Source organism: Enterococcus malodoratus ATCC 43197 (assembly GCF_000407185.1).
Taxonomy (GTDB): Bacteria; Bacillota; Bacilli; order Lactobacillales; family Enterococcaceae; genus Enterococcus_A; species Enterococcus_A malodoratus.
The window spans coordinates 123334-135800 of record NZ_KE136484.1 but is presented as its reverse complement, the minus strand read 5'-3'; the positions used below and the strand labels follow the sequence as shown (position 1 = coordinate 135800).

The window sequence follows — 12467 nt, the reverse complement described above, 5'->3', positions numbered from 1 at the left end:
TTAGCGATCAAACACACTATAAAACTGTGCTTTATTTCCTGCATCAGAGCGGTAAACACCGTTAAATCCGGCACGATTTGAGATCGTTCCGAGGTCGATAATCAATTGCTCTTCTGCTTTATCAAAATGAACTTTATTATCAAATCCGACACGATAAATGTAGTTGACCAACCGATTGACCAAGGCCGCTGGATTCTTTTCATTGTCTAGCTTGCGATAGACTTGTAATAAGACATCGGTGATATCCGTCACCGTTTCAGGAGGATTTTCCCGTTTGATCAAACGATTGTATAAATCGTGGATCAACTGTTGTGCCTGTTTTCGTGGGTCTGTTTCTGCTGCTTTCATTCTCCTAGACTTCCTTTGACGCTCGCAAACTGAATCGGGCGTAAGATTTACTGCTTCTTTATTTTATCCAAGGTTAGTTTACACCTAACAAAATTTTTTTAACAATAAAAACAGCGGGTCAGTTTTTAACCAACACCGCTGTTCCTTTTATTTTTTCACTACTGGTCTTACATACTTCCAAAAGCGTTCTGGATCATGATAGAAATAAATAACTCGGCCCGGTGTCGTATCGTAATGATAGTCCGTAGCGGAAAAATCAAAATCCTTCATCGCTTTTTCTACCTCTTCTTCGACACTGCGATTCTCCTGCTCATAATCGAAAGGTCCGTGTTCAAAAACCAGATATTCGGCTTCTGGAACATCTAGCATAATCATTTGTTCCGGTACTTCCCCCTGATAATCCATCGGCAAACGTACACCATAACATTCCGATCGTAAAAAGCCCCAATCACAAAGACGACCATCCGGATCACTGATGTAGGCCATTGCTTGACCACTGCTGCTATCGGCCTTATTGCCGCCCTTGTCATCTAATTTCCCTTTGATACTATCCAATAATCCGCTGATCGTATCGCAATCTTGCCCAGGAATCTGGCTTTGCTTCTGCCAAAAATCCCAATACCCATTGCTTTCATTGTTTTTGATGTGCAAAAATTTGTGTGCCGGAATCGTAACAAAATACGTTTTGATATCTTCGGTTGATTTCACCATACCAATCTCTCCTAATCCTAAAAAGTAGCGGTCAAAAGGGTTGATTTTTGTACGAAGGACGACTGGTCGCGGCTGTTTTCGATACTCACTAGGCGCGACTCCGTACATTCTTTTAAATGCGCGGGTAAAGGCCTCATGCGAAGAAAAGCCATAATCAAAAGCAATATCCAAGAAACTTTTTTCGTTGTCGCGAACTTCCTTTAAAGCAAAGGCTAATTTCCGTTGACGCAAATAATCGCGAAATGGCATGCCGGAAATTTCTTTGAATTTTCGCGTCGTATAGAATTCGGAATACCCCATCTTTCGGGAAAGCCGCCGCAACGTCAAGGCCTCATCATTATAGCCTTCGATACAGTGATCGATCTCATCCACGATTTGTTGAATCTGTTTCTGCCACTCATACATTCTGTTTCCCCCGTTTCGACTACCCTACATTCATTATAGGAAGCGAGAAAGGCTGCCGCTTGATTTGACTTGCTATCTTCTGGTCGATTTTTTAATAGACGAGTTTTACTTTGTCATTCATGATCTCTTTTGTTCGTTGGATAAAGTATTCTCGTGATAAATCTTGCCCTTGATTGACATGGATCATATGCTGATTGGCTAAATCATCGGTATAATCTTTTAACGCATATGTCTTATAGGTTTGATAATTATCCCCGATATAAGTAATCGTCGGCCAAAATTCGACCTGTTCAAACTTGACGTCCTTCTTCTTTTTATCATAATCGATCGTCCAACGTCCCATGCCGCCAAGCATCCGATCGTTCTCCGCTTGGGAAGAAATGAAATTCCCTAATGAGTACATCACCAAAGTTTGATTCCCAGACTCACCGGTCAGATACTCCATCGGCTGAATAACATGAGGATGCCCGCCAACGATCACGTCCACCCCTGCGTCACTCAAGAGCTGCGCTAACTGGGTTTGGTTTTCATCTGGAACAAATTGATATTCTTCGCCCCAATGCATACTGACGATTTGAACATCGCTCTGCTTATTTAATTCCTGCATGTCTTGCTTTATCTGTTCCTCATCGATCAGATTGACTAAATACTCTTTACCCTCAGGCAGCGGAATACCGTTCAATCCAAAGGTATAGGAAATCATTCCGACCTTTACACCTTTGATTTTCTTCACATGAATCCGCTTGGCCTCGGACGATTTTTGCGAACCTGTTACCGTGATATCGGGATACTTCTCTAAGTATTCGAGCTGCTTAACGATGCCGTCTTCCCCTTTGTCCATCGTATGATTACTGGCTGCGGACAGCCAATTGAATCCCGCCGTATGCAAAGAATCCAATACTTGAGTTGGTCCGTTAAAGGTAGGATATCCTGATAGGCCTAATTCTTCCCCGGCACAAATCGTTTCCAGATTAATATAAGAAACATCTCGGTCTTTGTTCAGATACTTTGTGGGTTCGTACATTTCATCAAAACGGTACGTCCCATCTGGCTGCCTAAGATGATCGTAAATATAGTCATGGATCAAATTATCCCCTACCGCAGAAAAATTCAGTTTCACTAAAGTATCGTCTTTTGCTTTTGATGCTTCTTCAGTTGTCTTTGAGGTTTTATCCTTCGTGCTTTTTTCTGGTTCTTTACTCCCACACCCACTGAGAAATAAAAGAATGATCAGGCTCATTTTAAAAAATGTTTTCACAAGCTAACTCCTCTTCGTTTAGACTTCGCAACAAACAATTGGCTTTCAGATCGTTTCAATTTTCTTCTACACAAAATAGTTTACGTTAATCTGTTGAAGATGGGAATAGTTATTTAAAATGCTTTTTTTATTGATTTTGTTAAAAAAAAGAATCATTAAAAAGCGTTTCTTTACTTGCTATTCCTACTATTTTAGAAAGAAACGCCGATTTTTTTTAAGCTAATTGCTTGTTACTCAAAGGAGGAGTCATTTTTTTCGTTTTTTTGGATAAAAGAAATCGTTAAAGAGATTGATAATCATTTTCATTTATCATACTATAAGCTGGTAAGCTCTTTCTTTTATCTCATTAATGGAGGTCACACATGTGAAAAAAATCATTTTCTTTTCTCTTGGTGCAATTACATTTGCACTGGGGACAATCGGCATTTTTCTGCCTTTTTTACCAACAACGGTGTTCTATTTGCTGACAGCCTTCTTTTGGCTGCGCAGTTCTGATAAATATTACAACAAATTTATTCACTCTTCTTTCTACCAGCGAGCGGTGGAAGAACCCCTCGTTAAAAAGAAAATCACCAACGCCGGCATGGTGAGGATGTTTCTGATGATCTTAGTTGTCTTTCTGATTCCCGGGCTCTTAGTGGATAATACGCCGATGCGGATTTGTTTAGTGGTCGTCTACATTGCCCACGTGATTGGATTGACTTGGTATCTGCGAGGGAAAAAGACGTCTGTGAAGGCGGGCGAACCGAATGATTGATCGTCGGCTCTTTGCCATCGCTAAAAAGAAGACCCTGATCTTACAGGTCGTGATTCGTTGTATCAGTCTTGGACTGTCCTTATACATTTGGCGGATACTGACATTCTTATTGAGCAATCTGATTGAAGGAATCCACCTTAAGCTTAGTCTGCCTTTTAGTTTGATCCTGTTAGCTCTCTTAGGAAAACTGTTTCTTATTCGTCTATCTGCTCATCTAACAGATCAGGCTTCCGCGGAACTGCGAGTCGCACTGCGAACGAAAGTGATGGAAAAAGCTTTTCGGCTGGGAAATACTTCTCGACAATTACCAGCAACGACTTTGGCGCAGCTTTCCGGCGATGGAATCGAACAGCTGGAAATGTATTATGCGCATTTTCTGCCGCAGCTTTTTTACTGTCTAGTGGCTTCGTTGCTTTTATTCGGCTATTTAGTCTCCCTTGCTTGGCAGCCTGCCGTAGCGATGCTGATCTGTGTGCCGTTCATTCCACTGACTATCATGATGGTGATGAAGATCGCTAAGCGGATCTTAAGTAAGTATTGGGATCAATACACAAATCTAGGAACTCGTTTCCATGAAAGCTTGAGTGCTCTAAGTGTCTTGAAAGCTTATGATCAGGATGAGGCGAAACAACAAGAATTAGCCGCCGATGCGCAAAAATTCCGCAAAGCGACGATGAGCTTATTGTCGATGCAGCTGAATTCAATTACGATCATGGATATCTTTTCTTATAGCGGCGCAGCACTCGGAATGGGGCTGGCGCTGATCGCTTTTCAACATCAACAGCTGACTATTTATGGTGTGCTGATCTTCATTTTAGTCAGCGCAGAATTTTTCTTGCCGATGCGTCAGCTGGGTTCCCTCTTCCATGTAGCGATGAATGGAATCAGCTCCTGCGGGAAGATTTTTGATTATTTGGCACTACCCGAAAAAAGCGACGGAACGATCCGCTCATGGCATGAATCTCTGCAAACGATCACGGTCGATCAGCTGGACTTCACCTATGAAAACCAGCAGCCCCCCGCAATCCAACAGGTTTCGATGCACTTGGAAAAAGGAACCTTTACCGCCTTTGTCGGAAAATCCGGCTCAGGTAAAAGCACCTTTGCCCAATTACTTTTGAATCAATTGGATGATTACCAGGGAACGATTCGCTGGAATCAAACCGATCTAACCGAACTGAGCCGTTCAGTGATTCTTAATAAAGGGATTCTAGTCAACACGAAAGATTTTCTTTATGGCGAAAGTATTCGAGAGAATCTGCGACTAGCGAACCCAACTCTGAGTGATGAGGAGCTGTGGCATTTGCTAGACCGAGTAAAATTAACGGCGTTCGTAGAGCAATTACCGGAACGACTGGACACCGTCTTAGAAGAAAACGGTAAAAATCTATCTGGCGGACAACGGCAGCGGCTGATTTTAGCTCGGGCGTTGGCTGCTTCAGCTGAACTCTATCTTTTCGACGAGATCACTTCAGGTGTCGATATCGAAAGTGAAGAGATCATCTTGGACACACTCAAAACATTAGCCAAAACAACGATCGTGATTTTCGTTTCTCATCGTCTGTATAATGTTCTAAATGCCGATCAGGTCTATGTCTTCAAAGATGGCGCGATCGTTGAGTCTGGGACACCACGGGAGTTGGAACAAACTTCGGATTACTTCAATGCCTACTTCACCGAAGAAAATCAGCAAATGAAGGGAGCGGTTGGACATGAATGATCGAATCTTGATTCGCTGGCTGCTCACTTTCGCCAAGCCCTTTAAAGTAAAAATGGCTGCGGCCATCTTGCTGGGAATCCTCAGTAATCTCGCCGTCGTAGCGATTCCTACTATCAGCACACTCACCTTCTTGCGTTTGATTACTGGTGAGGAGGTAAATCTTCTATTAACTTTGGCTGTGCTGATCAGTTGTGGAATCATTCGAGGTGTCGCACGTTACTTGGAACAATACCAAAATCACGACATCGCGTTTTCCTTGCTGGCTCATATTCGAGAACAAATTTTCTCAGCTTTAAGAACCATCGGCCCCGCTCGGCTGACTGGCAAAAACAGCGGCGAACTGATCACGTCGATTTCGACAGACGTGGAAGCTTTGGAAGTCTTTTTCGCCCACACGATCTCGCCTGTCTTTATCGCTTCAGGTACGATGCTCGTGACCTTTGTTTTTCTGGCCCAGTTTGATCTCGGGGTAGCCTTGCTTTTAATGGCTGGTCAGATTTTAATTGGCGGTATCATTCCTTTCATTAGTTATCGCAGAAATCTTCAAATCGGTGACGAATACAAAAGTGCCTTTGTGCAGGTCAGTCAGACGATTATGGAAAATGCCAACAGCTTAAAGGATATCGCACAATTTCATTTAGAAGAGGCGCGGCTGGATAAATTAAAAACAGACAGCCAAGTCTTGAATCACCAAAATCGCCGCCGGATTTTCCAAGGAAACTCGCTGCAGCTTTTGAGTGAGGCCGTCGTTATTGGAACGACACTTTGCGTATTCTATCTGGGCAGCAGCCGCGGACTTTCAATGGAAACAATCGTCCTTTCTGTCGTGTTAAGCCTAAGCTCATTTGGACCGGTATTGGCCTTAAGTAATCTAGGAAATGCGCTATTAACGACCTTCTCCAGTGGTCGGCGGTTGTATCAACTAGTCCACGAAGAACCGTTTGTTGAATTTGAAAAAAGTACAGCGTCCATCACTGAAATCGAAACACTTCAAGCGGAAAATCTTTCTTTCCATTATCCAAAAACGGAAAAAGCGGTCTTGGAGCAAATTTCTTTCAACCTGCAAAAGGGAGAAAGTATTGGCATCAGCGGCGAAAGCGGCAGTGGAAAAAGTACTCTGCTTAAACTTTTGATGCGCTATTGGGACCCAGACAATGGGACATTAACAGTCAATAATCTTCCGCTGTCTTCACTCAAGGAAGACTCGCTGCATCATTTAGAAGGTGTTATGGAGCAATCGACATTTCTATTTGAGGACACGATCGCTAATAATATTTCCTTGAAACGTGAAGGCGTCTCACAAGTTGAGATCGAAGAGGCCGCTAAAGCTGCGGCGATCCATGATTGGATTCTTTCATTGCCGGAAGGGTATCAAACACAGCTCAGCAAACTCTCCCGCAGCATTTCCGATGGCGAGCGCCAACGAATCGGCTTGGCCCGCTTACTCGTCTACGATGCACCGCTGATCCTGCTGGATGAACCGACAAGTAATCTCGACTACGTAAACGAACAAGCGATTCTTGCCTCGTTCAAAGAAAAACTGCAGGATAAAACGATGATTCTCGTTTCTCATCGCGACAGCACTTTAAAAATCGCTGACAAACAACTCCATTTAGAAAATAGACGACTTAAATAGCTAGGCCAAAGCAGGTGTGACAAAAGTCTTGTCACACCTGCTTTTTCTATATAAACGGCGTTCCAGAAGCGGCTTCTTTTAACTAGCAATACACTTCTTTTGTCGTTTTTCTGTATTTAGCGTACACTTCTGATGAAGAATAAGAGGTGCGGAAATGATGGAAGAAAAAGCACATGAACGGCTGGAATTTGGGATGGCTCTAGCGGCAACGGCCGGCGGCTTAGATGCTTATACCTATTTGGTTCACGGCGAGGTCTTCGCAGGCTTGCAGACGGGGAATTTTATCTTACTAGGGGTTCATTTAGGCCAAGGACATTTGGATGCATTGATTCATTATTTGGTTCCGATTTTAGCTTTTGCGGCAGGCGCATTGTTGGCACGCTATCTGCAAACCAAAATCATGAATAATCAGCAGTTGTGGTTTTTAGGGTTTGAAATGGTTTTGCTTTTGCTTATTGGGATCTTTTCGCCTCATCTGCCAAATTTATTAGCCAATGCCTTGCTCTCTATCGCGGCGGCGACCCAGCTGCAGGAATTTCAACGTTTGAAGGGCAAGCCTTTTACTTCGTTGATGATGACGGGGAATTTGCGAAACCTTTCAACGAATTTCTTTGAAGGCTATATCAAGCATGAATCGGCAAAACGGATAGCGTTCCGCGATACATTGTCTATTTTGATCAGTTTTGTGGTCGGAGCATTCCTGAACGGTTTTTTGGTGACCTATTTGGATCAGCGAACGATTTTATTCAGTTTGATCTTTTTATCGATCGCGGTTTTCTTACTAATCAAAGATAAACGCGCGTTTCATTAAATACAAAAAAGACAAGAAGAGTCGTCTCGCTTCTTGCCTTTTTTTAGCTGATATCAGATAGCAATGATCCGTACGGTGTATTAATTTTAAATAACTGGACCTGATGATATACTAAAAACACTATGCTCTGAATTTTAGTTTAGCTGAAATCATCTATAGCATTCCATATTTTCAAGGAGGATTCGTGATGAAGAAAAAAATATTTTTAGTTTTTGGAACGCGTCCAGAAGCGATCAAAATGGCCCCGTTGGCCAAACAGTTAGCCGCGGATGACCGTTTTGAAACCAAAGTACTTGTGACCGGCCAGCATCGAGAAATGCTCGATCAAGTCCTGCACTCCTTTTCGATCGTTCCTGATTATGACTTGAATATCATGCATCAAGGACAGACCTTGAGCGATATCACGAGTCGTGTGTTGGAGAAACTCGCGGCTGTTTTGCTGGAAGATCGCCCCGATATGTTATTAGTCCATGGAGATACGACAACAACTTTCTCTGCTGCCTTGAGTGCCTTTTATCAACAAATTCCGATTGGACATGTTGAAGCTGGTCTACGGACGTGGGACAAATACTCGCCGTTTCCTGAAGAAATGAATCGGCAGCTGACCGATGATTTGGCAGATCTTTACTTTGCGCCAACCAAACAAAGCAAAGCGAATTTGTTAAAAGAAAATCATTCGGCGGAACACCTGTATGTCACAGGAAATACGGCTATTGACGCCATGAAAAACACCATAAAGGATGACTATTTAATTCCAGATGACGTGTCTAAAAACAAGAAACGGATCGTTTTAGTCACGATGCATCGCCGTGAAAATTTAGGTGAACCGATGCATGACGTTTTTCAAGCAATCCGCCAAGCGGCAGCTGACTACCCGGATACTCAGTTTATTTTCCCGATGCACAAAAATCCAAATGTGCGGAAGGTCGCCCAAGAAACACTGGGTACATCAGATAATGTTTCATTGATCGAACCGCTGGATGTCATCGATTTTCATAATTACGCGAAACAAAGCTACCTGATCTTGACAGACTCAGGCGGTGTTCAGGAAGAAGCGCCCTCTTTAGGTGTGCCGGTCCTTGTTTTGCGTGATCAAACGGAACGTCCTGAAGGTGTCGAAGCTGGTACTCTGCGACTTGTCGGTACAGCCCGTGAGACTGTCTACGTTGCGGTCAAAGAACTATTTGATGATCCAGCCGCCTATGAAGAAATGTCTAAAGCAAGCAATCCCTATGGTGATGGAAAAGCCAGTGAACGGATTGCTGAAGCCATCGCACATTATTTTCAGTTAGCCAATCGCCCAAAAGACTTTAGTCAATAAGGAGAATAACTATATGAAATATTTACGACGGATTCGAATTGAGTGGATGACAATCCTGTTAGCCGCCATTTTCCTCGTTCAAAACTTAATCTTAGATGATCGTCTGGGCTTCGTCCCGGTATTGAGCATTTCCCTCTTAGCTTTTTTGGGCTTGCTCGTAGGTTTTTTAGGAAATACGATCACAGTCGCTGTTTTTTCTATGCTGGTAATGGCGACAGGGACATATCTGCTCTATTACACCCCCATCATTATGCCCAGGCTAGAAAAAATTTACTTGATTGTCGTGATTCCGATCTTTGCTGTTTTAGGCCTTATCACTAAAAGCAGCGTTTTATATAATCAACGATTGAATACCTTTCAGCCTAAGATGCGGCACTATTTAACTACATTGGATGAAACTACTGGTTTGTGCAATAAGGAAGAATTTGAGTCCCGTTACAATACCTTTAAAAATACTATGAACTTATATACTAAAAGCGGCCGTGGCTTGGTTATTTCCTTCTATACAGTTGATTATCTCGAACAGCTCAGTTATCAAAATGACCAAGCGACTGACCAATTGCTGCAAGCACTGGCTCAATTGCTGTGTGATATCCGTTTACCTGAAGACGAACAATTCTATTTAGGCAACGGGACCTTTGTCGTCATGTCCCCTATTTATCAAACGGGTGATAGTCTCGCCTTCGTTCAACGTTTGAATGGCATCACTAAGACCCAGTTCTCACTCTTTCCCTTTAAAAATTTCGAGCGTTCCCAAAACACCGTTATTCGCTTTGGGGAAATCACGATTGAAGGCTCAACCGAGATGACCGCAGAACAAGTAATCAGCCGCGTAAACCGCCGATCTGAAGCGGATCTTACCGATGAATATATTTTATAGGGAGGCAAACAGATGGATCAACTACTTATCTATTTCTTTGAGGCGAGCAAAATAGTCACGGGAATCTTTTTTGGTGCAGCCCTGCTTTTATTCCTCTGCTTGCTGATTATTAAAGACCGAATTTGGCGTTACTTTAGGAGGCGGGATTTCTAATGAGTACGATTTTATTAATATTTGGGATTGTCTCGATTTGGTTCTCCCTGCTTATCACGCTAGTAATTCTCTTTGGTGCGGTCTATTTCCTGCTAAAAAATATCCGGCCGCCAAAAAATAAGCTGGACCCGCTTCGCACTTATCCGCTGATTACGATCGTCGTCCCTGCACACAATGAAGAGATTGTTATTCAGGATACTGTCAAGGCGATCTTAAATATGAACTATCCAAAAGAAAAAATGGAGATTCTGGTATTCGCGGATAATTGTGAAGATGAAACCTACGAACGTGTCTACTCGATTTTTCAGCAGCCAGAGTATGAAGGCTACTATTTGACCAAAGTCATTGATCGAAGAGGGACTGGAGGAAAAGCCGGGGTATTAAACGACTCATTGAAAATAGCTCATGGCGATTACCTCTGTGTCTATGATGCCGATGCGATGCCCGAAAAAAATGCGCTGTACTTTTTAGTTGAAAAGGTGCTGGAAGATCCTGAACGATACGGTGCGGTTTTTGGCAGAAACAAGACCCGCAACTATAAACGAAATTTTTTGACGCGTTGTATCAATTTGGAGATCGTAACCAGTCAACGGATCATTCATACCGGCTTGTGGCAGCTGTTCAAAATCGGACAGATTCCCGGCACCAATTTTATTATCCAAACTTCACTGATTCGCGAATTAGGCGGCTGGGACAATGGTGCTTTGACGGAGGATACCGCATTAAGTTTTAAACTTATGAAGCATGGAAAGCTGATTGCTTTAGCTTCGCGTGCTGAAGCCTTCCAGCAAGAGCCAGAAACCCTATCAGTTTATTATCGACAGCGAAAACGTTGGGCCAAAGGGAATTACGAAGTGATCATCAATAATATGAAAGATATTTTTGGCAGTTCAAATTGGCGAATTCGTTTGCAGAGTATTTACTATTTCAATACCTTTTTCTGGTTTACCAGCGCGATCATTTTATCGAACATCATGTTTGTCGCCAACTTGATCGCGATGATTTTGCACGGCTGGTTTCCATCGATTGACGCGATCTTTACTTTCGGCGGAAGCAATCGTCAGATCGGCGCCTTGCTACTAGTTAATTGGGCATTGATGTTTGCGATCTACTTGCTGCAGATCCAATTAGCCTTGTCCAGTCAATTTGGTCAAGCGACGACCGCCAATTTCTTTTACGCGATCGCGTCGTATTTTACGTATTCTCTATTATTTATTGGAATTTCGATCGTTGCCTTCTTTTCCTATATTGGAGACAAATTATTTCGGCGCGACAGCAGTAAATGGTATAAAACACAACGTTTCGACGATTAGGAGGCAAACTTATGCGCAAACGACCAGCAATCATGTGGTCGCTGCTGGCCCTGCTTTTTTTAGGCTATGTCGCGACAGTAATGATCACTATAAAAGACAATCAAACAAATTTAGAGAAAAAAACGTATCAAAAATGGCGGTCGACGTATGTAAAAGAAAGCGACGATGGAGACTTTGTCGAAACGACGCCTGATGAAAAAACCGATGTCTCATTATCTGAAGGTCATGGGTACGGCATGCTGATTACTTTGCAAGCAGCCAAACGCGGCTGGGCTTCAGAAGAAACATTTGATGGCTTCTATCGCTACTATAAAAAATTCCAGCTTAGTGCTGAAAATCCGTTAATGAGCTGGCGCCAAAAGCTGGAAGATGGCAAAGCCGTTGAGATGGAAACGAGCAATGCTACAGATGGGGATTTAGATATTGCCTATGCCTTGATCGAGGCGAGCGAACAATGGCCGGATAGCCAGAACGATTATAAAAAAGATGCACAAAAACTGCTGACGGCGATTAAGACTAGAAATTACAATTCGACCAACAACTTATTAACCGTCGGCGATTGGGCAACCAAAGATTCTAAATTTTATGATTTGATCCGACCTTCTGATATCATCCCTAGTTATTTCGACAAGTTTGCCGCATTCAGCGATGATGATTTTTGGCATTCACTTAAAGCAAGCTCAGCAGCAGCTTTGAATACGCTGAGCAAACAACACAAAAGCGGACTGATCCCTGATTTTGCATGGGTGAAAAATGACACGATCGAGCCGGCGAAAAAGAATCAGGTCGCTGGTGCGAACGATGGAAATTACGGAGCAAACGCTTGTCGAATTCCTTGGCGGTTAGCCGCCTCAAATGATGCGAGCAGCAATCAAGTATTAAGCAAAATGATGAACTTCTTTTTAGCAGAAAATACGATTGCAGAAGGTTATACTCTAGCAGGAAGGCCGATATCATCAAATACTCGTTCAAAAAGTTTCTCAGCCCCTATTCTATACGCGGCCAATCAAAAAGAAGCCTATGGAAATCTAGTAAACTCACAATCGTGGGCTATCAGCGATGGCCTATCAGCCAATGATTATTACGGCGATACATTGACCACACTGATCGCTATGCAGATGAATTATAAATAAGGCAAGAAGAGCTTCCCTCTT

Annotated in this window: 12 protein-coding genes; 9 read left to right on the top strand and 3 right to left on the bottom strand. The window is 42.9% G+C overall.

Annotation, left to right across the window (positions count from 1 at the left end; genetic code table 11):
- The 3 genes from I585_RS21410 to I585_RS21400 form a co-directional block, all read right to left on the bottom strand.
- Window positions 1-348, bottom strand: coding sequence for a bacteriocin immunity protein (locus tag I585_RS21410; RefSeq protein WP_010741272.1), 348 nt, complete (start codon window positions 346-348; stop codon window positions 1-3).
- Window positions 349-495: 147 nt separating this feature from the next.
- On the bottom strand, window positions 496-1464 hold the full coding sequence (locus I585_RS21405; protein ID WP_010741273.1) for a helix-turn-helix transcriptional regulator: 969 nt from the start codon (window positions 1462-1464) through the stop codon (window positions 496-498).
- Window positions 1465-1555: 91 nt separating this feature from the next.
- Window positions 1556-2722: a CapA family protein gene (locus tag I585_RS21400; protein ID WP_010741274.1), complete on the bottom strand. Its 1167-nt coding sequence runs from the start codon at window positions 2720-2722 to the stop codon at window positions 1556-1558.
- 364 nt (window positions 2723-3086) lie between these two features.
- Here I585_RS21400 and I585_RS21395 point away from each other — a divergent pair, with 364 nt between their 5' ends.
- The 9 genes from I585_RS21395 (at window position 3087) to I585_RS21360 (ending at window position 12446) form a co-directional block, all read left to right on the top strand.
- Window positions 3087-3479: a YbaN family protein gene (locus I585_RS21395; RefSeq protein WP_010741275.1), complete on the top strand. Its 393-nt coding sequence runs from the start codon at window positions 3087-3089 to the stop codon at window positions 3477-3479.
- A complete protein-coding gene (locus tag I585_RS21390) occupies window positions 3472-5199 on the top strand; it encodes an ABC transporter ATP-binding protein/permease (protein ID WP_010741276.1) in 1728 nt (575 codons plus the stop codon). Before I585_RS21395 ends, I585_RS21390 begins: the two co-directional genes overlap by 8 nt.
- Window positions 5192-6835 (top strand): amino acid ABC transporter ATP-binding/permease protein, encoded by a 1644-nt coding sequence (locus I585_RS21385; RefSeq protein ID WP_010741277.1) that lies wholly within the window; start codon window positions 5192-5194, stop codon window positions 6833-6835. Before I585_RS21390 ends, I585_RS21385 begins: the two co-directional genes overlap by 8 nt.
- A gap of 154 nt (window positions 6836-6989) precedes the next feature.
- Window positions 6990-7646, top strand: a complete 657-nt coding sequence (locus I585_RS21380) for a YoaK family protein (protein ID WP_010741278.1) — start codon at window positions 6990-6992, stop codon at window positions 7644-7646.
- 187 nt (window positions 7647-7833) lie between these two features.
- On the top strand, window positions 7834-8967 hold the full coding sequence (gene wecB / locus I585_RS21375; RefSeq protein WP_010741279.1) for a non-hydrolyzing UDP-N-acetylglucosamine 2-epimerase: 1134 nt from the start codon (window positions 7834-7836) through the stop codon (window positions 8965-8967).
- Between the two features lie 13 nt (window positions 8968-8980).
- The gene (locus tag I585_RS21370; RefSeq protein WP_010741280.1) at window positions 8981-9847 is read left to right on the top strand and encodes a hypothetical protein; all 867 of its coding nucleotides are present in this window, start codon (window positions 8981-8983) and stop codon (window positions 9845-9847) included.
- Between the two features lie 12 nt (window positions 9848-9859).
- The gene (locus I585_RS23470) at window positions 9860-10000 is read left to right on the top strand and encodes a hypothetical protein (RefSeq protein ID WP_010741281.1); all 141 of its coding nucleotides are present in this window, start codon (window positions 9860-9862) and stop codon (window positions 9998-10000) included.
- Window positions 10000-11313, top strand: coding sequence for a glycosyltransferase family 2 protein (locus I585_RS21365; RefSeq protein ID WP_010741282.1), 1314 nt, complete (start codon window positions 10000-10002; stop codon window positions 11311-11313). The genes I585_RS23470 and I585_RS21365 overlap by 1 nt, the downstream gene beginning before the upstream one ends.
- Before the next feature lie 11 nt (window positions 11314-11324).
- Window positions 11325-12446 (top strand): family 8 glycosyl hydrolase, encoded by a 1122-nt coding sequence (locus tag I585_RS21360; protein ID WP_010741283.1) that lies wholly within the window; start codon window positions 11325-11327, stop codon window positions 12444-12446.
- Window positions 12447-12467: the final 21 nt, after the last annotated feature.

Excerpts from the sequence above, each read along its gene's own strand:
- I585_RS21410 (WP_010741272.1), bottom strand. The coding sequence starts at position 348 with ATGAAAGCAGCAGAAACAGACCCACGAAAACAGGCACAACAGTTGATC.
- I585_RS21365 (WP_010741282.1), top strand. The coding sequence starts at position 10,000 with ATGAGTACGATTTTATTAATATTTGGGATTGTCTCGATTTGGTTCTCC.
- I585_RS21380 (WP_010741278.1), top strand. The coding sequence starts at position 6,990 with ATGATGGAAGAAAAAGCACATGAACGGCTGGAATTTGGGATGGCTCTA.
- I585_RS21405 (WP_010741273.1), bottom strand. The coding sequence starts at position 1,464 with ATGTATGAGTGGCAGAAACAGATTCAACAAATCGTGGATGAGATCGAT.
- wecB (WP_010741279.1), top strand. The coding sequence starts at position 7,834 with ATGAAGAAAAAAATATTTTTAGTTTTTGGAACGCGTCCAGAAGCGATC.
- I585_RS21370 (WP_010741280.1), top strand. The coding sequence starts at position 8,981 with ATGAAATATTTACGACGGATTCGAATTGAGTGGATGACAATCCTGTTA.
- I585_RS21385 (WP_010741277.1), top strand. The coding sequence starts at position 5,192 with ATGAATGATCGAATCTTGATTCGCTGGCTGCTCACTTTCGCCAAGCCC.
- I585_RS21390 (WP_010741276.1), top strand. The coding sequence starts at position 3,472 with ATGATTGATCGTCGGCTCTTTGCCATCGCTAAAAAGAAGACCCTGATC.
- I585_RS21360 (WP_010741283.1), top strand. The coding sequence starts at position 11,325 with ATGCGCAAACGACCAGCAATCATGTGGTCGCTGCTGGCCCTGCTTTTT.
- I585_RS23470 (WP_010741281.1), top strand. The coding sequence starts at position 9,860 with ATGGATCAACTACTTATCTATTTCTTTGAGGCGAGCAAAATAGTCACG.